Origin of the sequence: Streptosporangium sp. NPDC006930 (genome assembly GCF_040635605.1) — a bacterium.
In the GTDB taxonomy this organism is placed as follows: domain Bacteria; phylum Actinomycetota; class Actinomycetes; order Streptosporangiales; family Streptosporangiaceae; genus Streptosporangium.
Window position 1 is genome coordinate 1 of record NZ_JBEYID010000046.1, and the last position, 20,965, is coordinate 20,965.

At 68.8% G+C, this 20,965-nt stretch carries 25 protein-coding genes and 1 pseudogene; 11 read left to right on the forward strand and 15 right to left on the reverse strand.

The features are described from left to right. Positions 1-589 precede the first annotated feature (589 nt). The 4 genes from ABZ664_RS38835 to ABZ664_RS38850 form a co-directional block, all read right to left on the reverse strand. Positions 590-1,054: a cupin domain-containing protein gene (locus tag ABZ664_RS38835; RefSeq protein ID WP_362522182.1), complete on the reverse strand. Its 465-nt coding sequence runs from the start codon at positions 1,052-1,054 to the stop codon at positions 590-592. Positions 1,055-1,290: 236 nt separating this feature from the next. Then, positions 1,291-2,214: an NADP-dependent oxidoreductase gene (locus ABZ664_RS38840; protein WP_362522184.1), complete on the reverse strand. Its 924-nt coding sequence runs from the start codon at positions 2,212-2,214 to the stop codon at positions 1,291-1,293. A gap of 352 nt (positions 2,215-2,566) precedes the next feature. After that, positions 2,567-2,875 carry a hypothetical protein gene (locus ABZ664_RS38845; RefSeq protein WP_362522186.1) on the reverse strand — a complete coding sequence of 103 codons (309 nt, stop codon included), beginning with the start codon at positions 2,873-2,875 and terminating at the stop codon, positions 2,567-2,569. 372 nt (positions 2,876-3,247) lie between these two features. Continuing rightward, positions 3,248-3,571, reverse strand: coding sequence for a hypothetical protein (locus tag ABZ664_RS38850; RefSeq protein WP_362522226.1), 324 nt, complete (start codon positions 3,569-3,571; stop codon positions 3,248-3,250). 39 nt (positions 3,572-3,610) lie between these two features. On the opposite strand from ABZ664_RS38850, the gene ABZ664_RS38855 reads away from it, so the two are divergent. Together ABZ664_RS38855 and ABZ664_RS38860 are read left to right on the forward strand one after the other, a co-directional pair. After that, on the forward strand, positions 3,611-4,147 hold the full coding sequence (locus ABZ664_RS38855; protein WP_362522188.1) for a sigma-70 family RNA polymerase sigma factor: 537 nt from the start codon (positions 3,611-3,613) through the stop codon (positions 4,145-4,147). Then, positions 4,144-5,328 carry a CU044_5270 family protein gene (locus ABZ664_RS38860; RefSeq protein WP_362522190.1) on the forward strand — a complete coding sequence of 395 codons (1,185 nt, stop codon included), beginning with the start codon at positions 4,144-4,146 and terminating at the stop codon, positions 5,326-5,328. Before ABZ664_RS38855 ends, ABZ664_RS38860 begins: the two co-directional genes overlap by 4 nt. 130 nt (positions 5,329-5,458) lie before the next feature. Here the strand turns inward: ABZ664_RS38860 and ABZ664_RS38865 are convergent, their stop codons facing one another. The 3 genes from ABZ664_RS38865 to ABZ664_RS38875 form a co-directional block, all read right to left on the reverse strand. Continuing rightward, the gene (locus tag ABZ664_RS38865) at positions 5,459-6,067 is read right to left on the reverse strand and encodes a Tn3 family transposase (RefSeq protein ID WP_362522220.1); all 609 of its coding nucleotides are present in this window, start codon (positions 6,065-6,067) and stop codon (positions 5,459-5,461) included. Continuing rightward, positions 6,064-6,537 carry a Tn3 family transposase gene (locus ABZ664_RS38870; protein WP_362522222.1) on the reverse strand — a complete coding sequence of 158 codons (474 nt, stop codon included), beginning with the start codon at positions 6,535-6,537 and terminating at the stop codon, positions 6,064-6,066. Before ABZ664_RS38870 ends, ABZ664_RS38865 begins: the two co-directional genes overlap by 4 nt. A 257-nt stretch (positions 6,538-6,794) precedes the next feature. After that, entirely contained in the window at positions 6,795-7,253 is a 459-nt protein-coding gene (locus ABZ664_RS38875) for a DUF4158 domain-containing protein (RefSeq protein WP_362522192.1), read from the reverse strand. Positions 7,254-7,680: 427 nt separating this feature from the next. Between ABZ664_RS38875 and ABZ664_RS38880 the strand changes: the two genes are divergently transcribed. The 3 genes from ABZ664_RS38880 (at position 7,681) to ABZ664_RS38890 (ending at position 9,921) form a co-directional block, all read left to right on the forward strand. Next, a complete protein-coding gene (locus tag ABZ664_RS38880; RefSeq protein WP_362522224.1) occupies positions 7,681-8,106 on the forward strand; it encodes a VOC family protein in 426 nt (141 codons plus the stop codon). A gap of 265 nt (positions 8,107-8,371) precedes the next feature. Further along, the gene (locus ABZ664_RS38885) at positions 8,372-8,779 is read left to right on the forward strand and encodes a YciI family protein (protein WP_362522194.1); all 408 of its coding nucleotides are present in this window, start codon (positions 8,372-8,374) and stop codon (positions 8,777-8,779) included. Then, on the forward strand, positions 8,776-9,921 hold the full coding sequence (locus ABZ664_RS38890) for a DUF6596 domain-containing protein (RefSeq protein WP_362522196.1): 1,146 nt from the start codon (positions 8,776-8,778) through the stop codon (positions 9,919-9,921). The genes ABZ664_RS38885 and ABZ664_RS38890 overlap by 4 nt, the downstream gene beginning before the upstream one ends. 65 nt (positions 9,922-9,986) lie before the next feature. On the opposite strand, the gene ABZ664_RS38895 is transcribed toward ABZ664_RS38890, so the two are convergent. The 6 genes from ABZ664_RS38895 to ABZ664_RS38920 all read right to left on the reverse strand — a co-directional run bounded on the left by ABZ664_RS38895 (position 9,987) and on the right by ABZ664_RS38920 (position 14,667). Then, positions 9,987-10,586, reverse strand: coding sequence for a sigma-70 family RNA polymerase sigma factor (locus ABZ664_RS38895; protein ID WP_362522198.1), 600 nt, complete (start codon positions 10,584-10,586; stop codon positions 9,987-9,989). Between the two features lie 224 nt (positions 10,587-10,810). Further along, positions 10,811-11,323, reverse strand: a complete 513-nt coding sequence (locus ABZ664_RS38900) for an MFS transporter (RefSeq protein WP_362522200.1) — start codon at positions 11,321-11,323, stop codon at positions 10,811-10,813. 61 nt (positions 11,324-11,384) lie between these two features. Next, on the reverse strand, positions 11,385-12,023 hold the full coding sequence (locus tag ABZ664_RS38905; protein ID WP_362522202.1) for a copper resistance protein CopC: 639 nt from the start codon (positions 12,021-12,023) through the stop codon (positions 11,385-11,387). Positions 12,024-12,164: 141 nt separating this feature from the next. Continuing rightward, positions 12,165-12,722: a hypothetical protein gene (locus tag ABZ664_RS38910; protein ID WP_362522204.1), complete on the reverse strand. Its 558-nt coding sequence runs from the start codon at positions 12,720-12,722 to the stop codon at positions 12,165-12,167. Between the two features lie 251 nt (positions 12,723-12,973). Beyond that, positions 12,974-14,209, reverse strand: coding sequence for an epoxide hydrolase (locus ABZ664_RS38915; RefSeq protein ID WP_362522206.1), 1,236 nt, complete (start codon positions 14,207-14,209; stop codon positions 12,974-12,976). Positions 14,210-14,241: 32 nt separating this feature from the next. After that, the gene (locus ABZ664_RS38920; protein ID WP_362522208.1) at positions 14,242-14,667 is read right to left on the reverse strand and encodes a MarR family winged helix-turn-helix transcriptional regulator; all 426 of its coding nucleotides are present in this window, start codon (positions 14,665-14,667) and stop codon (positions 14,242-14,244) included. Positions 14,668-14,753: 86 nt separating this feature from the next. On the opposite strand from ABZ664_RS38920, the gene ABZ664_RS38925 reads away from it, so the two are divergent. Next, positions 14,754-15,575: an SDR family oxidoreductase gene (locus tag ABZ664_RS38925; RefSeq protein ID WP_362522210.1), complete on the forward strand. Its 822-nt coding sequence runs from the start codon at positions 14,754-14,756 to the stop codon at positions 15,573-15,575. An 88-nt stretch (positions 15,576-15,663) separates the two neighbouring features. Here ABZ664_RS38925 and ABZ664_RS38930 read toward each other — a convergent pair whose 3' ends face one another. After that, positions 15,664-16,542, reverse strand: coding sequence for an alpha/beta hydrolase (locus tag ABZ664_RS38930; RefSeq protein WP_362522212.1), 879 nt, complete (start codon positions 16,540-16,542; stop codon positions 15,664-15,666). A gap of 112 nt (positions 16,543-16,654) precedes the next feature. Between ABZ664_RS38930 and ABZ664_RS38935 the strand changes: the two genes are divergently transcribed. Then, on the forward strand, positions 16,655-18,592 hold the full coding sequence (locus ABZ664_RS38935) for an AfsR/SARP family transcriptional regulator (RefSeq protein WP_362522213.1): 1,938 nt from the start codon (positions 16,655-16,657) through the stop codon (positions 18,590-18,592). 237 nt (positions 18,593-18,829) lie between these two features. Continuing rightward, positions 18,830-19,141 (forward strand): integration host factor, actinobacterial type, encoded by a 312-nt coding sequence (mihF, locus tag ABZ664_RS38940; RefSeq protein ID WP_362522214.1) that lies wholly within the window; start codon positions 18,830-18,832, stop codon positions 19,139-19,141. Between the two features lie 93 nt (positions 19,142-19,234). Here mihF and ABZ664_RS38945 read toward each other — a convergent pair whose 3' ends face one another. Next, positions 19,235-19,495 (reverse strand): hypothetical protein, encoded by a 261-nt coding sequence (locus ABZ664_RS38945; RefSeq protein WP_362522215.1) that lies wholly within the window; start codon positions 19,493-19,495, stop codon positions 19,235-19,237. Between ABZ664_RS38945 and ABZ664_RS38950 the strand changes: the two genes are divergently transcribed. From ABZ664_RS38950 to ABZ664_RS38960, 3 genes and pseudogenes are all read left to right on the forward strand, one after another. Then, positions 19,487-19,876, forward strand: a complete 390-nt coding sequence (locus tag ABZ664_RS38950; RefSeq protein WP_362522217.1) for a hypothetical protein — start codon at positions 19,487-19,489, stop codon at positions 19,874-19,876. The genes ABZ664_RS38945 and ABZ664_RS38950 overlap by 9 nt on opposite strands. Positions 19,877-19,911: 35 nt before the next feature. After that, positions 19,912-20,171 (forward strand): annotated as a pseudogene (locus ABZ664_RS38955) (LLM class F420-dependent oxidoreductase); the annotation flags it as partial. Beyond that, positions 20,124-20,651, forward strand: a complete 528-nt coding sequence (locus ABZ664_RS38960; protein WP_362522219.1) for an LLM class flavin-dependent oxidoreductase — start codon at positions 20,124-20,126, stop codon at positions 20,649-20,651. The pseudogene ABZ664_RS38955 and the gene ABZ664_RS38960, both read left to right, overlap by 48 nt. Positions 20,652-20,965 lie beyond the last annotated feature (314 nt).

Below are 20,965 nucleotides of genomic sequence, written 5' to 3' on the forward strand. Positions count from 1 at the left end.
AGCTCCAGCGGGTACTTTCGCTTCCCCATAATCGAGACCTTTCCCATGATCCGTGGACCATGATCTAAAGCCTCCGGAAAAACGGGGGAAGCTCACGGACGTGGCGATCGTTATCTGGGGTTGGTAGCACCTTCTCGCAGGTCAGAGCGTGATGATCTTTTCAGGCACGTAAGGCATGCTGGCTGGCGCTTGAAGGCACGTTGCCTCGCAGGCGGGTTCCGGTGTTCGGTCGAGCTCGCGCAGATCGCGCTCGCTGGTCAGGTAGGCGGTGTGCAGACTCGGGCCTCGGCGGGCCTGGCCGAGTGCTGGCCGACGGATTCGTGTGGACGTTCGCGGTCGTCGACTCCGTTGCACCCAAGCAGAGCTGACGGCGGAGTTCGCGGCCTTGGAGGTCAGGCGGGTGGGCGGCCTTCGAGAGGGTTGGCGGCGATCCGCCCCGCGACGTCGTTCCTGACCGATGCGGCGGCGCTGTCCGGCTTTTCATCTGGTCGTCAGGTCTCGATGTCCGAGCTTGGCCGCATGCCGGCGGTGGTACCCGATGCGGGGGTCACGCTGATCAAACCCGCGCCGTTGCGCCCAGCCGATAGCCCTACCTTGGCGGATCGTTGACCTTGAGCTTGTCTCCCGTGTTGGAGACGAAGACGACCAGCAGCTTCGCCGGTTGCGTCCGGCTGGTGTTCTCCGTGAGCACATGGTGGGCGCCCGGCTGCTCAACCCAGTTCTCGCCTTGGCGGTACGTACGCACCGGCTCGCCACCGAGCCGGCTGCGCACAATGCCCTCGAGTACGTAGGCGTAGACGAAAGCCTTGCCGTGCCGATGTGGCACCGCGCGTGCGGCGGGCGGGAAGTTCACGATCGCCGAGGTGAACGTCTTGCCCTTGACATTTGGAAGCGCCTGTTCCAAGAGAGGCGATAGCGTCTCGGACGGTGGCTGCGAAACCGTGGCGGCCACTGGCACCTGGCCGGTCGCAGGCTCTGCTGTGGGCGCGCATGCGACGGACGCGGCCACCATGCCGGCAGCCAGAAGGCTACCGGCAAACCGTACTCGGATCATGACCTCTCTCCTATCCTGCGTGCACCTTTCAGGCGCACCGGGTGATCGCGAGGCGTCCCGTATTCCGCCCCCACACAGCCGAAGTGGTTCACCTGGGGATGGGGCTCGGTCAGGAGGAGTGATGATTATGCTGTCCAGGCATTTCGGAGCCTAACCACGGGCGAATTCAAGCCTTGGCGATGCTCTGCTCAAATGCAGCCGATACAACGTCGCCGGCAACTGAGCCAGCCTGCCGGCTATTCGCCTTCCGTGACCCGGATGATCGTCTTGCCGGGAGTGCGCTGGGCGGGCGCGAACGCGGAGGGCGCCTCGGAGAGCGTCCGCATGGCCCCGACGATCGGGCGGAGCCGTCCGTCCCGGACCCGCCGTGCCAGGTCCGCGAGCCGGGCACGATCGGACTCGACGACGAAGAAGATTGCCTGCCCGTCACGGGGCCGGACCGTGGGTGGCGAGACGATGGTGACGAGCGTGCCGCCGGTGCGCACCAGCGCGGCCGAACGATTCAGGATGTCACCGCCGATCACGTCGAACACCACGTCGACCTGACCGGCATCTTCAAGGGGATCGGCCTGCAGGTCTAAAAAGGCATCCACGCCGAGGCCGAGTGCTGTGTCCCTGTCGCCGGCCCTGCCGGTGCCGATCACTCGGGCTCCTGCCTCGCGTGCGAGCTGCACCGCGATAGAACCGACACCGCCCGCGATGCCGTGGATCAGGACGGTCTGGCCGGCAGCTAGGCGGCCGTGATCGAACAGGCCCTGCCACGCGGTCAGTCCTGAGATCGGCAGTGCGGCGGCCACGGTGTGGTCGACGTCGGCCGGCAGCGGCGCGAGGTTGCGGGCTTCCACCGCCACGTACTCAGCCAGCGAGCCGTTGCGGGTCCAGTCGGTCAGCCCGAACACCCGCTGGCCGACGGTCAGGCCGGTTGTTCCGTATCCCAGCTCGACGACGATACCCGACACCTCATGCCCGGGCACACTGGGCGTCCGGTCGTGGCCGGCGCGATCGGACCACGTTCCCGGCCAGTTGAGCTCTCCGGGGGTGAACCCTGCGGCATGCACCCGGACGACGACGTCGTTCTCGGCGGCGTGCGGGTATGGCTCTTCCGTCAGGGAAAGCCCGGCCAGACCGGCAGCGCGGTCTCGAACGGTGATGGCTTGCATGACGGGTCCTCGCTCGTGGTGGAGATATCGAACAGGACGAACGTACAGGCGTTCTCCTCCAGGACGTGCCCCTGCCACGATGTAACGCGCGGATCTGTTCTCAGAAGTGCTGAGCTGGGGTTTCACCCCTGCGTGTGGGTGTCGGAAGTCGTGGGGTTGGGGCTGCGTTCGTGAAGAGGGCGCCGAGGTGGGCCCTTCTCATGCCGGACCGCCTGCGGGCAGCCACCGCCCGCTCAAACCGGTAGTACCGAGGCAGCGTACCTGACATGACTGACATGCCTGAAGACCCCTGAATACTGGTGAGGCAAGTACGCGCCAACCTTACTTACCTGACATGACTGACTACTTGGAGTCACCTAAGATAGTGGGGCTTTCGGAACTCGCGCGTGCGGGGGCAAGGGGCGTGATCGTCGCGGCCCGAAGTATGGCCGTCGGCTCCGCGGCCCTCAAGGCCACGACCTTCGCTGCGCTCAGCTCGTGGCCTTGACCGCCGTCCCTCACGCTCGCGCAGGTCGGCCAGGATGACGTCCAGCACCGCCGGATCGGTTTCGTCCAAGCCCAGGGCGACGTTTTTCCGGGCGAGATCCGCTGCGGCGACTGCGATGAGATCGGGCGATATGCGAGCCGCCCACAAGGCCTCGGAGTCCTGTTCGTTCGTCATGATGTCCCTTACTCCCACCTTACGAGCGGTACAGAAGGACGGACTGGTCAGGGGCGGAACTGCCAAGCGCCACGAGAGTGTCAGTGGGGTCTGCCATGAGACTGTCAGTGATGCCGGTCACATCGTGTCGTACCGTTTAGCCCACCGTCACCGGATAGTTTCACGGACTACCTATCTGAGACGACGTCGCCGCAGGTCGCGTCGCCACCGACCGACGACGAGACGTGTCTCGTTGAGCGTTCCCCTAACGGACACCTCCAGAGGAGGTGAAACGGCCCGGCTCGGGAGGGCCGCGCGATGTTCGGCATGCTGTCGGTCCTGGCCGAGCTGCAACGCGAGCTGGTCGTGGCCAACACGATGGACGGCCTGACCTCAGCCCGCGCCCGCGGCCGGGTCGGCGGACGCCGGCCTAAGCTCACCGCCGACCAGGTCACCCTCGCCCCAGGACCTGTACGACACGCGGGACAAGACCGTCCAGCAGATCGCGGACTTGTTCGGAGTGCCGCGCTCGACGGTGTACGGGCACCTGAAGAGCGACGCCGTACGCCGCCAGCCGAAGAAGCCCCCGGAGAGGGCGTAGGCGGGACGCGGGGTCAGCCAGTCGACCCGCTCGGGGTCGGTCTTGGCAGGGGTCCGAGGCCGAACTGTTGGGAAGATGCGGAAATCGGGATGTAAGAAAGCCTTCCTTCGGACCACTTGCTCTATGAACGTTTGTCCCCGACCGAAGGAACCGGCTTGCCAAACCCCCATGAGCGCTTCACCTCGCTCTACAGCACCTACCAAGCGAGGGTGTACGGCTATGCGGCAAGTCGCGCCGGACATCAACTCGCGGAGGAAGTGGTCAGCGAGACCTTCCTGGTGGCCTGGCGGCGTCTGGACAGCATCCCCGACCACGCGCCGTTACCTTGGCTCCTCCGCGTCGCTCGCAACATTCTGCGCGACAACTACCGGCAGGTTGCACGGCGCGAATCTCTGGAAGCCGAACTGCGAACGTGGATGGAAGAGGCGGCCACCGACGTGGGCGAGCACGCCACCGAGCGCGTCGCTGTACTCCGCGCCCTAGCCGGCTTGTCTGAGGCAGACAAAGAGATCCTGACCCTGACCACCTGGCATGGCCTATCCACCACGGAAGCGGCCGAGGTACTCGGCTGCACCAAGGCCGCCTTCTTCGTCCGCTTGCATCGAGCGCGCCGCCGACTGCAGTCGGCGATCGAAGCCACCGGTACCACATCCCGAAAGCCCGTGACCGTTCCAGGAAGGAAACTGCGATGAGCCGCAAGCCCGATGCGATGGACCTGCTAGCCATGGCCCGCCCGGCTTCGCTGGACCGCGGATCACGCATCTCCGCTGACGACATGCTGTTCATGGCCACCGCCGAGGCACCACCAGAACCCTCGCGCAGGCCATCGCGCCCGAGACGGACCCTGCTGGCGGCCCCGGCCTCGCGGACCCGGTCCCGCCTGTGGGTCCTGTGGGCGCCGCTGTCCACGGCCGCGATCGTGGCCCTGGTCTTCGCGCTGGTGACGAACCTGGCATCGGCCCCTGCCGTGCTCAGTCCGACGAGGACCAACCAGGAGCTGTTCGACCTGGCCGACAGGATCGAGAGACTCCCCGCAGAGAGCGGCGCCTACTGGCGCGAGGTGAGGATCGACGGCAGCCACCTGTCTACCGGTGGCTACAGGCTCGTGGTGGTCGGCCGCCGCGAGACCTGGCAGCCGCGCGATCCCGCTGATCTGGTGCTCACGCAGGTGTGGCGGCAGGACAGCGCCCGCCCGGCCACGGCCGAGGACGAGCGCGCCTGGCGGGCGGCGGGAGCTCCCGCCCGGGTCAAGGGGCACTGTGAGACCAGCGGGCCGTGCGATTCGGTTCTGGTCGCCAACGAGCCGAAGGACTGCAGGTACACCTTGAGAATGGATCCCACGGGAAACTATCCCAACACCACGGTCAGCGAGTTCACCATGGCCGATCTGGCGGCGATCCCCACCGATCCGGCCGAGCTTGTGAAGCAGCTCCGTGCCTACCACGAGATCTGGAACGGCCGTGGTTTCACGCAGCCCTTCGAGAAGTTCCTACCGACCACCGCGAACCTCCTGGGCATGCCGCTCAGCCCTGCCCAGCGCGCCGCGATCATCCGCGTCCTGGCCGGTCTGCCGACCACCAAGGTCATGGGCACAGTGACGGATCCGCTTGGTAGAAGGGGCATATCCGTGGACTTCGGCGGGGCGGGAGGCTCCCTGGTGTACTCCAACAAACCACGCAAGGAGCTGCCGGTCTACTACAGGCAGATCCTCGACCCAGGGACGGGCGAGACGCTCTCCGGCGTCTCCTACGCGGCCCGCACCGCTCTGGGAGCGACCAAGGATGAGGCCATGGGCTACCAAGCCCGCGGCCCCGAGTCGGGCTGGACCGGGCCGCCGGCTTCTCCACCGAAGGGGTGCAAGAAGGGGAAGTGAAAGGGTGCCCCGGCGGCGATGAGCGCGCGGCCGGGGTCCGCACGGTAGACGACTCAGCTGACAGACGCGTTCAAGTAGTTCTGGATCTCTGCAGGGATGACAACGGCGCTCACGTGGCCCCCCGCATGGATCAGGTGGCCTGCTGGACTTCCAGGCCCGAGACTGGCCCGAGGTCGAGCTGTTTGCTCATGTCGAGCTCGAACTTGCCGTACAGGTTCAGATGGGACCAGAACAGAGCCGACAGGGCGCGCCGGTCGGCGTCGGTGAGCTTCTTTCGCCAGTGCGGCTCGGCGAGGACGATCTGCACCATCCTGGTGTTCAGGTAGACGATCGCGGCCTGGACCAGGTGAAGGGCCAGCGCGGAGACCTCGACGTGCTCACGGTCGTCGCCGGTCAGATCACCGGTCTTGCCGTAGAAGATGTCCTTGTTGGCCGAGTTCCAGTTCTCCACCACGTTGAGGCCCTCGTGGATCTCGTGCCGCAGCTCCTCCTCGGCCAGGTAGTCGCAGATGAAGACGGTGCGGATCACCCGGCCGAGTTCCTCGATGGCCCGGTAGGTGGGGTGCTTGGGGCCGCCGCGGGTGAAGCGGCGCAGCATCTGATGGGCCTCGGCGGTGCCGAGGCGCAGCGCCGTCGCGTACTTGATCATCTGGTCGTACTGGTTGGCGATCAATTCCCAGTCGACGGTCTTGTCTGACAGGACGCCCTCCAGCTGCGGCCAGGCCTCGCCCTCGGTCAGGCCGGCCGGTACAGGCGGGCCGAGCCGATGTTCTTCAGCCGGGGCAGCAGCTTGAAGTCCAGCAAGTGCAAGAACGCAAAGCCAACGATCGAAGCTCCGTGGGTATCGGTGTACTGGCGATCGATCTCCGCGCTGGTCAGATGACGGAGCAAGCCCTCGATCATCGAGGCGACCTCGGAGTCCGTGGTGGATCGCACCTGGCCGTAGATGCAGACGTTCTTGCGTTCTACGTGCCAGTACACCATGATCCCGGCACCGCCGTAGCGCTGATGCCATTCGGTCATGAAGTTCGCCGACCAGGAACCGAACTTGCGCGAGTCCGACGCGCACGCCGTGCCCGGCCCCCACAGCGAGACGTCGCGCACCTGGAGTGTCTTGCTGACCACCGTGCGGATCGCGGCCCGCAGGTTGTCGCGGTTGACAAACAGGCGGCGGGTCCGGCGCAGCGCGGCCTCGGTGTCGGCCTCTATCCCCGTGCTCCAGCGGTACCGCCTCGGCGGCGGCGTAGAAGGTCTCGGCGGAGCCGTCGTAGCGCTTCAGCAGGTCCAGGGCGTCCATCACCGGCTTGAAGGTGTCGTTGCTGGAGCGGAAGGCCACCGCTTTGAGCAGCTTGGGCAGGCCGCGCCGGTAGTGGTGGGAGTAGGAGCCACGCAGCTTGGTCCGCACCCGGGTACGAAGCTCCTTCTCATTCGCCTTGGCCTCGGCGATGATGTCTTCCAGCGTCCGCTCACCGACCACCGGATACAGGGCCTTGCGGACAGCTCCTGCAAGAACGCGCGCCGGCCGCCAAACGCGCCAGCAGCGCGCCGCGCAGCCGATCCCGCGACATCTCCACCGGACAGATCTTGGTGGCCAGCCAGTCGGCGAGCTTGTCCTCATCACCCACCGTCGGCTCACGAAAGCCGTGAAACTCCCGGATTTGCGCCCGATGGTTCTTGATGGTCCGGCCGGACCAGTCGTAAGCGGCGAACAGTTGCGCGTCGACCTTCACCTGTCCCGCCATGAACTCCACCGCCGGGCGAGGCACGTCCTCCCTGCGGGGAAACCTGGCTTCCAGCTCGAAGAACTTCAGCATCAGACCGAAGCCGAGCCGCGTCGCCCCGGATTTGTTCGCCAGCAGCGCGAACTCCTCCTCATCCAGCGTCCAGCACTCGATCAGATCCTCTAACTCCCATTCGCGTCGCATGCCGCACCCTTTCTCCCGATCTCCAGCGGAGCATCAGGAGAAACACGATTTGTAACCATGTGACTACCAAACGGTATCTCCGAGTTGTGATCGCGACGTAGCGGACCCGAGATGCAACGCTCAGTTACATTGCCCCCGCCTCAAAATGCCTCTTCATCATGCGGGCTACTCGAATTACGATCACTCAGAGCTACTTTGCCCCTGGTGATGGCGACCCGAGCGCCGGGCCCACATGAGTGGTTCGCGGAGATGCAGAGACATGCTCCGTCGACACCTGACCCGGCGGCCGAGAGGGGGCCGCGCCAGGGCGATCGAACTTCGCACGTTTCCGGATGTCGAGAATGTGGTGCCTGCTCCGTCCCAGGTACACCGGTGGCCACGACGGGCCGCCCAGCGAAGAAGGAGAACCACCATGGCGATTCAGCGGATGGACAACGTCGGCATCGTCGTCGACGACCTTGAGGCCGCGATCGCGTTCTTCGTGGAACTCGGCATGGAGCTGGAAAGCGAGGCGCAGATCGAAGGCCTCTGGGCGGACCGTACCGTCGGGCTCGACGGTGTCCGGAGCGACATCGCGATGATGCGGACCCCGGACGGCCACAACAAGCTGGAGCTGATGAAGTACCACGCCCCCGCGGCGATCAGCGCCGGGCCGGAGAACCCGCCGCCCAACACGCTGGGCCTGCATCGGGTCATGTTCGCCGTCGACGACATCGACGACGTCGTCGCCCGCCTGGGCGCCCACGGCGCCGAACTCCTCGGCGATCTGGTGCGCTACGAGAACAGCTATCGGCTCTGCTACCTCCGCGGTCCCGGGGGGATCATCGTCGCGCTGGCCGAGCAACTCGGCTGACGGCCCCCCGGGACGGCCCGCGACCGACCGGAACGATCCGCCGGATGGACCGAGAACGACAAGCGGGAGGGGGCGGCCAAGTGCGGCCGAGCGGCACACGATCGCTCGCGTGGGATGGATCTCCCACGCCTCGCCCCCACAGCGGTACGCGGACTTCGTGAAGTCCGCCGGAAAATGTCGCGACGTGATGTCGAGAAGCCGCGCGCCGCTCCGTCCCCGCGGTGAACACCGCCACAATGGGCCGTACTTCACCAAGGAGAACACGATGGCCAAGTACCTGCTGCTCAAGCACTACCGGGGCGCGCCGGCCTCGGTGAACGACGTGCCGATGGACCGGTGGGAGCCGGAGGAGATCTCGGCCCACGTGCAGTACATGCGTGACTTCGCCGCCCGGCTTGAGAGCACCGGCGAGTTCGTCGACAGCCAGGCACTCTCCCCGGGGGGCACCTTTGTCCGCTACGACGGAGAGGGACGGCCGCCGGTCACCGACGGCCCGTTCGCGGAGACCAAGGACCTGATCGCCGGCTGGATGGTGATCGACGTCGAGACCTACGAGCGGGCACTTGAGCTGGCCGGCGAGTTGTCCGCGGCTCCAGGAGCGGGCGGGAAGCCGATCCACGAGTGGCTTGAGGTGCGGCCACTCGTAGGTGAGCAGCCCACGGTGATCGAGTGAACGAGTCGCTGCTGCGGGAGCTGGTGCCCGCGGTGATCGGCGTTCTCGTCCGTCGTGGAGCCGCCTTCGCGGCGGCCGAGGACGCCGTGCAGGACGCCCTGGTCGAGGCCGTACGCGTGTGGCCGGACGATCCGCCGCGGGACCCCCGGGGCTGGCTGATCACTGTGGCCTGGCGCAAGTTCCTCGACGCCGCCCGCGCCGACACCTCGCGGCGGCACCGCGAGGTGCGTGTCGAGACCGAGCCCCTGCCCGGCCCGGGGGAGGCGGTGGACGACACGCTCCGGCTGTACTTCCTGTGTGCGCACCCGTCCCTGACGCCGGCCTCGGCCGTCGCGCTCACGCTGCGCGCGGTCGGCGGATTGACGACACGCCAGATCGCGCAGGCCTATCTCGTGCCGGAGGCGACCATGGCCCAGCGGATCAGCAGGGCGAAGCGGACCGTCTCGGGCGTCCGGTTCGACCGGCCGGGGGACGTCGCCACGGTGCTGCGCGTGCTCTACCTGGTCTTCAACGAGGGTTACTCCGGCGACGTCGATCTCGCCGCCGAGGCGATCCGGCTCACTCGCCGGCTGGCCGCGGCGACCAAGCATGAGGAGGTCGCGGGCCTGCTCGCGCTCATGCTGCTGCACCACGCCCGCCGGCCCGCACGAACCGGCCCCGACGGCAGGCTCGTGCCCTTGGCCGAGCAGGACCGCGGCCTGTGGGACACCCGCCTGATCGCCGAGGGCGTCGGCGTGCTCCAGGCGGCCCTCGCCCGTGACCGGCTGGGCGAGTTCCAGGCCCAGGCCGCCATCGCCGCGCTGCACGCCGACGCCCGAACGGTCGAGGAGACCGACTGGGTGCAGATCGTCGAGTGGTACGACGAACTGGTGCGTCTCACCGGCAATCCGGTGGCCCGTCTCAACCGGGCCGTCGCGGTCGGCGAGGCCGACGGCCCGCGGGCCGGTCTGGCCGCCCTCGCGGAACTCGACCCCTCCCTGCCCCGCCACACCGCCGCCGCGGCGTACCTGCGCGAACGTGACGGCGACCCGGTGACCGCGGCACGTCTCTACGCCGAAGCCGCCCGATCGGCACCCAACCTCTCCGAACGCGACCACCTCATGCGACAGGCCGCACGGCTCAACGCGCGACTGCGCGGTTGAGCGGCGGACACCAGGCGTTCACCCAACACCCTCCTGCCGGCCTTCGAAGCTCCGCGAAGCAGGACTCAGGCGGCTCGATCGGCGGCTTCCAAGGACTCGATGAGCTGGGTTCGGGCTCGCGCCACCCGTGAGCGCACCGTGCCGATCGGGCAGCCGATCAGCAGGGCGGCCTCGGCGTAGGGCATACCGACGATCTGGGTGAGCACGAAAGCCTCCCGCCGCTCACGGGGCACCTGGGCCAGCAGGTCGGCCAGAGCCACCTGATCCTCGCAGCCTGGCAGCCCGACGGGTTGACGCCGTTCGGCGACGCCCTGCCAGTCGGCGAGATCGGCGATCGCGGGACGGCGGGACGCGGACCGGAACCGGTCGACGACGACCCGCCGGGCGATGGACAGCAGCCAGGTCCTGGCCGAGGAGCGGCCCGCGAAGTGGGGCAGGCTCCGCAGGACGCGCACGAACGTCTCCTGGGTCAGGTCCTCAGCCGAGGCGCTCCCGGCCAGATGGGCGACGAACCTGCGGACCTCGGCGTAGACGGCGCGGGTGAAGGCCTCGACGTCCGCGGGCGCTCCCGAGCGCGCGGTCAGCGCGAGCACCGTCAAATGGTCATCGGGACACGCGGTGGCGTCGTGGTCGGCGGTGGGTTGATCGCGCGTGGCGGAAATCATGGTGATCGTTCCTCGGGTCACGGTGCAGAACGGATACACAGGTCGAGGACGCGCCCTCGACAGGGCGGTCGGATAGAAGTCGGGAAGCGGGACGGCGCGGATGTCCAGGCAGGTCGTGGAATCGGGGCACGACGGCGGCCGAACGGACCGGGTCCGCCCGGGAGGGCATCGTGAGGAGACGGAACCGCCTTCGAACGAAGGTCGGCCCGTGATGGGGGAGCGGCTCAGCCGCGGATCGACAGCGGCGGGGCCCGCCCGCTGAGCGCGTACCGCAACAGCACCGACCGCAGGAGCGGCGGTGCGGGGGAGGTGGTGAGCCATGGGCGGGTGGGTTCGGCCGTTGGATCGCACCGGACTGTCAGCAGCCGTAGAACCCGGACGGCGAGGCGGCGCAGCACCGCCCAGAGCGCGGCCTCGCCGCGCGCCAGCCACAGGGCGGCCAGCGCTCCGGCCCAGGCGTGTGTCACCACCATGCCCAGGCCCGGGACCAGCCCGGACCCCGGATGTGTGTGCCCACCGATCTCGGCCGGCGGCGCGATGAGATGAACGGTGGAGAAGAGCAGGTGCAGCGCCACCTGCGTGGCCGCCAGCAGCGGCCAGATCACCGCCATGCCGCGCTCGCCGCCGGTCGCGGGCAGTGCCGTCAGGAACGCCAGTGCCAGGGCGCCCGCCGCCGCCGGTGCGGAGACGACGCCGCCGCCCAAGACGTGGGCGAGCGCGCCCAGCCCCAGGCACACCACGGCGAAGGCCGCGGCGCGGGCCAGGCGTAGCGTCAGGTGCGCGGGCGTGCTCAGCGGATCACTCCGCCCCGCCGCCGGGACGGTCCCTGCGGGAGGTCAGCGACCAGATGCCCGCGCCGAGCACCACGAGCGCGACCAGCGCGATCCAGGTCCAGCCCGGCAGGCCCTGGGAAGCCTGCCGGTCGTCGGCCGCGGAGACGGGGCCGTCGGCCACGGCGGGGGCGGGCGAGGAGGGTTGCCCGGCCGCCGACGGAACGGCGGAGGCGTCCGGCTCCGCCGTCGGCGTGCGGGAGGGGGCGCTGGACGGGGTCGCCGGGGCGGTCACGGTGAAGGGGATCTCCCCTTCGATCGGGTGGCCGTCGGGGGAGACCACCCGCCAGGCGATCACGTACCTGCCTGCCGGCAGCGGCTCGGGAACGTCGGAGGTGACCGTGTCACCCGCGCCTTTCGCCTTGCCGATGTCGATGACCACATCGCTCGCCGAGCGCAGCGCGACCACGGGGAAGCGGATTCGGGAGCTGAACTCCAGTTTGATCCGCTCGACGGCGGAGACCTTGGCGTTTTTGGCCGGAGAGCTGCTCTTGAGGCGGTCGTGGGCGAGTGCGGCGGGGGCGGCGAGAGCGCTGAGCAGGACGAACAGGGCACAGCACAGCGTGGTGACAACGGTCGTGCGGACAGAGCGCGGCAGGGATGCCATCGTGGGCTCCAGAAAGGACCTTTTCGCCGTGCCTCGGTACGGGCCGACGCGAACGGAAGGGACGCCTCCGGCGAAAGAAGAGAGGAGGACGTCGTGGTCACGGGGGCACGCCGCCCGCCGGACCCTTTCTTCCGAGGTCCCTCAGCCGACGTGGTGCGACACGGGCGGGCCGCGCCGCCGCAGCGCCGGGAGAATCTCCCAACCACCGTACGGCCGCACCTCCGCGGTCGGAACGGCCCGCCACACCGGCGCCGTCACCTCGACGGGGACGGCGAACAGCAGCCGAATCAACGGCCTCGGCCCGCCGTACAGGCGGATCATCAGCCACAGCGCGCTCTCACCCCGGTGCAGCCACCAGCCGGTGCCCAGTGCCACCACCAGATGGACCACCGTCATGCCCGGCCCGGAATGGTCATGCTCGGTGGGCGACATCGTGTGCGAGGCGGGCGCGGCACGGCTGAACAGCTCGTGCAACACGATCTGCGTGCCGATGGTCGCGCCGAGCACGACCTCCATCCCGCGTTCGCGCCCGTTCAGCGCGTACGCGACGCAAAAAGCGATCAGCGCGCCGAGAACGGCCAGGTACGGGGGGATCAGGCCACCTCCGGCCAGGGCGTGGCCGCCCGCGGAGACCACGAGGCACATCGTCGCGAAGACGACGGCTCGCGGCACGCGCAGCGCCGACGCCGGAGGGGTCACGAAAGACATCTTGTCAGGCAGGTAGCCCGCCGAGAAGACCGGGACCGTGGATCATGCCATCGACCATCGCCGCCCGGGGCGCCCACCTCATGTCCGGAGATACGCGGATGGGCGGTCCGGCGGTTCACCCGGTGGACGTCCGGCGTTCCGCGCCGGCCGTGCGTACGAAGCCGACCCCGGTCGAGGCGCGAGGAGCTCCCGTGGACCGTGCCGACCAGCAGCCCGTCGCCGCAGGAGGCCGCGAAGGTCGTTCAGGGCCTGCGGCCGTGGAAGGTGCGGCGCAGGTCGTTCACCCAGGCGTCGGGGTTCTCCCAGGGGATGAAGTGGCCGCCGTGGTCGTGGGCGTTGACGTTGACGTGGTTGAACCAGTCGCCCTGCGGGCCGGTCTTGAACGCCTGGACTCGCTCGGTGGCGGTGTGGATGCCGGGCGGGTTCTCGTACGTGACGAAGGTGAGTCCGACCGGGGCCTGCACGACCGGGATGCGGTCGTGGGCGGGGGTCCAGGGGTAGCGGTTGGCGTTGGCGTAGTAGCGCATCGACGTGGCGATGGAGTTGTTCACCCAGTAGATCGTGGCGTGGGTGAGCAGGTCGTCCTTGGTGAAGACGGATTCGACGTCGCCGCCGTTGTCGCTCCAGGCATTCCAGCGCTCCAGCAGCCAGGCGAGCAGTCCGGCGGGTGAGTCGCTCAGCCCGTGGGCCAAGGTGGCGCCGTCGAGCATGTGCACGGCGAGGTGGGACGCCCAGCGGTGGTCCAGCTCGATGATGCGGGCGCGGATATCTGCGGGCTGGTCGTCGGTGAGAGGCTGATTCCGGGCGAAGTTCCAGGCCCGGGGGCCGGCGAAGAAGTTGAGCGGCAGCCCGGAGCCGATGTGGATGCCGTACAGCTCGTCGGCGTACTTGTGGCCGAGCTGGCTGGTGACGATCCCGCCGATGTCACAGCCCCCGGCGGCGTACTTCTCATACCCCAGGGTCTCGGTCATCAGGGTGTGCCAGAGGTCGGAGACCTTCCAGAAGTTGACGTCGGGAAAGCCGGTGAGCGGGCCGGGGAAACCGAAGCCGGGCAGAGACGGCACGATGACGTCGAAGGCGTCGGCGGGGTCACCGCCGAACGCGGCCGGGTCGGCGAGCGGATCGATCACCTTCGACCAGTGCCAGAACGTCCACGGCCAGCCGTGGGTGAGGATCAGCGGGATCGGACGGGGGCCGCGGCCGGCCTTGCGCATGAAGTGCACCGGGACACCGTCGACGCTCACCTGGTAGTGCTCGTAGACGTTGATGGCCGCCTCGGCCTTGCGCCAGTCGTAGCCGTCCCGCCAGTAGGCGACCAAATCACGGAGATAGCCGTCGGGGACACCGTAGGACCAGTCCTCATTTCCCTCGTCCAGCGGTGAACGGGTCGATGCGAGACGGGCGCGCAGGTCATCGAGAGCCTCGTCGGACACGTGGATCGCAACGGGCTTCAGGGGGAAGACGTGCGGGGTGCTCATCGCGTGGTTCCTTACTCAGGATGTCTCTGGGTTTACCGGCCGGTGCGGCTCAGGACCCGCTGGAAGATCTCGGCGAGGCGGCGCAGATCTTCCGGCTCGCAGTCGGCGAACGGGGTCTCGGCAAGTGTCACGCCGATGACGCGCTCGCGTGCCCGCCGGCCCTGCTCGGTCAGCACGACAACCCGAGAACGCCGGTCGCCGGGGTCCACGGCACGCTCGACGTACCCGCGGTCGGCCAGCTGGTTGACGACGAAACTGAGGTTGGGCGCGTTGCAGAACAGCCGGCCCGCCAGCACCGTCATCGACGGGGCGGGCTGTCCGGGGTCGATCGCCCACAGGGCCTGCGCGGTCGCGTGCGTGAGCCGGAGCTCCTCGAGTGCCTTGGCGATGCGGTCACCGGTCAGCATGAAGACCTCATGACTGGCCCGCACCACCTGCTCCAGCGCCTGGTCCGTCATGCTCTGAGGATAGCAGTTTGTTTCGAGACTCGAAGCTGTTAGCCTGCTTTTGCTTTGAGCCTCGAAGTAAATGGAGTTGGACGATCATGTACAGGTATCGCGGTATCACCGCACTCGTCACCGGCGCGTCCAAAGGGCTCGGCGTGGCCTACGCGCACGAACTCGCGCGGCGAGGGGCTCATGTCGTGCTCGTGGCCCGCTCCGGCGACGCGTTGCGCCGGGTCGCCGATGAGATCCGTGAGGCGCACCCGGTCGACGTGAACCCCGTGACGGCCGATCTCGCCGGGCACGACGGAGTGAAGGGGCTGATCGCGGAGCTGGACCGGCAGGGTCGTACCGTCGACCTGCTGGTCAACAACGCGGGCGCGGGCGCCGTCGGCCCGTTTCTGAGCACCCCGCTTCGACGGAACGTCAGTTCGGTCGAGCTGAACGTCACCGCCCTGATGAGCCTGACCCACGTGCTCGGCGGCCGCATGGCCGAAAGGGGGCGCGGCGGAATCATCAACGTGGCCTCGACGGCCGCTTTCCAGCCGATGCCGTACCAGGCCGGCTACGCGGCGACGAAGGCGTTCGTGCTGTCGTTCACCGAATCACTCGCCGAGGAACTCCGCGGCACAGGAGTCCGTGTCATGGCAGCCCACCCCGGAGCCACCGACACGGGGTTCTTCGACGGCACCTCCGTCACCATGAATCCGGCGTTCACCGATGCGCCGGAAGGCGTCGCGGTCAAGACCCTCGACGCCTTCGCCAAGGGCACCGTCAACTCCTACCCGGGGCGCGCGGTCAACAGGGCGGCGACGTGGGTCCCTCGCGCGCTGCCCCGCACCACCGTTACCCGGCTGACCGGGCGCCTGAACCGTAAACTGGGCTTGCATCGTGCCCACGACATCGACCATTCGGGGCACTGACTCGACAACAGGACAATCACCGCTCAGATCCCCCGATCGGATCTACCCGCGTCATCGATCGCTGCCACGCCAGACCTGCGCCAAAGGGTCAGCGGGCCAGCAGGCCCCGGATCGCCGCCGCGATCTCGTCGGGTGCCTCCTCCGCCATGAAGTGCCCCGACCGGGTCAGCCGGTGGTCCAGATCCGGCGCCCACGCCTTCCACACCCCGGCAGCGTCGTAGCCCAGCTGCGCGCCCCAGTCCTGCTGGACGACCGTCACGGGCATGGCCAGCTGCGATCCGGCGTCCAGGTCCGCCTGGTCGTGCAGGACGTCGATGCCCGCCGAGGCCCGGTAGTCCGCGACGATCGACGGCACCGCCGCGGCGCTCGCCCGCAGGTATTCGGCACGCACATCCTCCGGCACGGCGGTCGGGTCGTTGGCCCAGGCGTCGAGGAACGAACCGAAGAACGCGTCCGCACTGCCTGCGATCATCACCTCCGGCAGGCCCGGCGGCTGCGCCATCAGGAAGAGGTGGTAGCCGACCGCCGCCGAGACGCCGTGCAGGACGTCCCACATGTCGAGCGTCGGCACGATGTCGAGGATGCCCAGGTGCGTGATGGTCTCAGGGTGGTCCAGCCCCGCCCGGAAGGCGACCAGGGCGCCCCGGTCGTGGCCGACGAGGGCGAAGCGCTCGTGCCCGAGCGCCGCCGCCAGGGTCACGACGTCGGCGGCCATGGTGCGCTTGGCGTACACATCGGGGTCGGTGGCCGCCGGCTTGTCGCTGGCGCCGTAACCTCGCAGGTCAGGACAGATCACCGTGTGCTCGCCGACGAGCCGCCCGGCAACGTGTCGCCACATCAGGTGGGTTTGCGGGAAACCGTGCAACAGCACGACCGGGCTGCCGCTGCCGCCGACAGCGGCGGCCAGCTCAACCCCGTCCGCGCCGGGCAGGCGAATGTGATCGAAGCCGGGAATGGTGAGCGTCATGAAGGGCCGTCCTTTTCTGGTGGGGGACTGACCTGGTCAGTCTGGGCGACGGCGATCAGCAGCCGATCAGTACGGTTGGGCGCGGCCGACCCCCGGCAGAGAGGATGGGGGCATGCGAATCGACGTGCTCGGTGCCGTGCGGGCCCTCCGCGACGACGGCAGCCCGGTCGACCTGGGCGGACCCCGCCATCGTGAGGTACTTGCCAGGCTCGTCGCCGCCGAGGGGCGGATGGTCACCACCGACATCCTTGTCGACGACCTGTGGGCCGATCCGCCGAACCGCGCCGTGGGCGCTTTGCAGACGTTCGTCGCCGCGCTGCGCCGTGCCCTCGAACCCGACCGGCCGCCCCGCAGTCCGCCGCGAGTGATCGTCACCGAAGGTCCCGGCTACGCGCTGCGCCTGTCGCGCGAGGACGTGGACGTCTACCGGTTCCAGGACACCCTGGTCCGCGCTCGCCGCAACCCCGACGCGGTGACCGATCTCGGCGCGGCGCTCGCGGCCTGGCGCGGACCCGCCTACGCCGATGTGCCCGGCTCCCCATGGGCGCGGCGCGAGCGGACCCGGCTGGAGGAACTGAGGTTGGAGGGGGCGGAACTACGTGCCCGCATCCTCCTCGACTCCGGGGAAGGGGCCGATCTCGTCGCCGAACTGGGGGCCCACGTCGCCGAACATCCGTGGCGCGAGCCGGCCTGGGGGCTCCTCGCCCGCGCGCTACACCGCGCGGGCCGCCAGGCCGACGCGCTGGCCGCACTCCGCCGCGCCCGTACGATGCTCGTCGACCAACTCGGACTGGATCCCGGTGCCGACCTTCAGCGCCTGGAGACGGACATCCTCAACGGACCCACGCTCCTCGAAGGCGCACGTATCGCGTGGAACGGTCCCGGTGCCCGGCTCGGCCCGCGCACCACCGTGGATCTGGCCCGCACCCTCGCACTGGCGGGTGGCGACGCCCTCGTCCACTCGCGGCGCGACCGCCTCGCCGCCATCCAGGCGGCGGAACGCACGGGAGACCTCTTTCTGACCGCCCGGATCATCGGCGCCTACGACGTGCCCGCCATCTGGAGCCGGGCCGACGACCCCGAGCAGTCCCGCGCCGTCGTCGCGGCCGCCGAGCGCACGCTCACCGCGCTCGGCCCCGGCGGCCCCGCCGACCTGGCCGGCCGCCTCCTGGCCACGATCGCCGTCGAGAGCCGCAGCGCCGATCTGTCCGGAGCCGAGCTGAGGCGGGCGCGACAGGCGGCGCTGCAGGCCGAGGCGCTGGCACGGGACCTGGCCGATCCCGCCCTGCTGGCCTTCGCCCTCAACGGGGTGTTCCTGCAGTCCTTCACCCGCCCCGGGCTCGCGGCGGTACGGGACGGGATCGGCGCCGAGATCCTCGACCTGTCCACCCGGCACGAGCTGCCGAACTTCGCCGTACTCGGCCGACTCATCCGCCTGCAATCCGCCTCGGCCCTCGGCGACCTCGACACCGCGACCGCGCACGCCGAGGCCGCCGAACAGCTCGCCGCCACCACAGAGGCGCCCCTCGTCACAGTTCTCACCCGGTGGTTCAGGGCCCGGGCCATGGCCGCCCGCAGCACCGAACCCGGTGGACCGAGCGCCGCCACGACCGCAGCGCACTACCGCTCTTGTGAGGGCGCCCTCCAGGTGGCCGGAATGCCGGGACTGCACCGCGGCCTGTTCCCGCTCGCCCTGCTGGGGTTGCGCCTGCTGCACGGCAGGCCCGCGCCCGTTGACCCACACCTCGACTGGGGTCCGTACCGGCCTTGGGCACGCCCCCTCGTGCTACTCGCCCAAGACCGGGGTGAACAGGCCCGTACCGCCCTGGCCGCGGTGCCCGAACCACCGCGTGACCACATGCAGGAGGCCATGTGGTGCCTGACCGCCCACGCCGCCGTACGCCTCGGCGAGCGCGAAATCGCCGCGCACGCTGCGGCGGCCCTGAGCGATGCCGGTGCGGAACAAGCCGGCGCCGGCAGCGGACTGCTGACGCTGGGCCCGGTGGCGCGGTATCTGGCGGAGGCGAGGGCATGCGCCGGAGCGGGGTAGGCGACGACGATCCGCGAGCTCCGAGCCTGTCCGCGCTCGCTCCACTCCCGCAACCCGTGCGCTTGGACGCCGAACGTCCGGTGAACGGTCCGGCCTGGCCTGCCAGTAGGAGTGGAACGGCGAACCGGGCTTGGTGTCACATCCGTTGACACTGTGCGGGATGATGACCGACGGCGCCCCCTCGTGATCTCTGTGGGGAGTCGCTGACCAGCTGATCTCCATAGGAGAGGGTGCCTGATGGCCCTGCCGGTGATGACGGTGGAGCAGCGTGCGAAGGCGTTGGCGAAGGCGGCCGAGGCGCGTACGGCGCGTCGCGCGCTGTTGGCGGAGGTGACCTGCAGCGTGGTGAGTGTGGCGGAGGTGTTCGAGCGCAGCGGGCAGGATCTGGTCAGCAGGACACGGGTGGTTCAGGTCTTGCGGGCCGTTCCCGGGTATGGGCCGGCCCGGGTCGCGGCGTTGATGGCCGTCTGCGGGGTGGCGGAGAAGCAGCGTGTTGGCGCGCTGACCGAGCAGCAGTGCGAGCGACTCTTGCGGGCTTTCATCGGCTGACCGCGCCGGGACTGGATCGGGTGCGCTATCGGAGTTCCGCGTCCGGGTGAGGTTGGCTCTGCAGGCGATGGCGAAGTTCGGCCTCCTGCTCCGTCAGCGCCTGGCCCGGGCGGCGAATGCGGGCTCGGACAGGGCGGGGAAGTCCTCTGCGTCCTGCAGGAGGGCGAAGTCGGCGTGGGCCGCCTGGACGGCTTCGGGGTAGGCCTGTGTCTTCTCGTGCTCGGCGAGGGCCCGGTAGATGCTGGCCAGGGACGGGTTCTCTCCTTTGCGTTTCCCGGTGGGGATGATCAGGTCTTTGCGGATGTCTTCGACGCGTTCCCCGGCGGCCTTGCGGCGCAGCACGGTGTGCAGCATGTCGTCGAGGATGACCGGGGGGCGGCCGCCGTGGTTGCCAATTCCACGTTCGACGGGCTGGCCCACCGCGAGGAGACCTCGATCGCGCAGGAAGTCGCCAAGGCGGCCCCGGCCGGCGCCAGCGTGGTGAAGGCGTTCAACACCATCTTCCGTCATGTCCTGGAGAAGGGTCGGCCCGACGTCTTCATCGCCAGCGATAATGCGCAGGCCAAGGCAAGTGTGGAGGCGTTCATCGAGAGCCTCGGGCTACGCCCGCTGGACGTCGGCGGCCTGAAAATGGCGCACTGGCTGGAAGGAGCGGGCGTGGTCACGGTGGGCCTCGCCAACCACGGGGTGGGGAACCTGGACTTCGCCCTCAGCATCACCGAACTTCCCGTCTGAGCAAACGGTTGACGGATCGCCGAAAGGACTCGCCAATGAAGCTTGGTTTCACACTTCCCATAATCGGGCCCGCCATCAGCAGCGCCGCCGGCCTAAGCGCGTTCTGCCGCGGGATCGAGGACCTTGGCTACGACACGCTGTGGGTCGGCGATCGCCTGGTCCAGCCGGTCGAAATGCATAGCATCTATCCGGGCAAAGAGCAGCCGTACCCGCCGCAGATGAAGCGTTACCTCGACCCGGTGCTGCTGTGGACCGTCGCCGCGACGGCGACCAGCCGGGTACGGCTGAATGCCAGCACGCTCAGCACCTTCTACTACGAGCCGCCGCACCTGGCCCGGATGCTGACCACGCTCGACGTGCTCAGCGATGGCCGTCTCGAGGTCGGCGTGGGACTCGGGTGGATGAAGGACGAGCACAAGCGGGCGGGCCGCCCATCTGGATCGGCGGCGCCAGCGAGGCCGCGATGCGCCGGGTCGGCCGCAGCGCCACCGGCTGGCTCGGGCTCGAGTTTCTGCCGGACGAGGTCGCCGACCAATTGTGGTCGCTCGCGCGCCAGGCGGCGCAGGAGGCCGGCCGCGATCCCGACGCGCTGAAGAAGGCCATACGTATCAACCTCGAACCGGGCACGTCCGTTGATTCGCTGGCCGACAAGCTCAAGCGCCTCGCCGAGTCCGGTGCGGACGAGGCGTTCGTGGACGCCTTCGCACTGTTCCCCAGCCTTGACCAGATGCTTGACTTCGCCAGCCAGGTGATCGCGCGCACCGGTCGGTTGTGACCACCCAAGAGCCGGACAACCTTGACACAAGGAAGCCATGATCGAGTTCGTCCCGCACCGCGCCACCTGTGTTTCTACGAACAAGTTTTGGATCTGGATCACGTGTCGTCGACAGAACGCCGTAACGGGTCAGGTAGGCGGCGTCGCGGCCGAGCATCGCTCGTTTTTCGCTCAGCGCCGCCTCAAGTTGCGCGGACTTTTCAAATAGGGACCATCCCCGCCCTCTCTGTCAGACTCCTGCGAGACACGGACATATGAGTCCTTTTGATGTGAAGCAGGGCGAGACAGGACGATCAAGCAGTGACGATGACCTT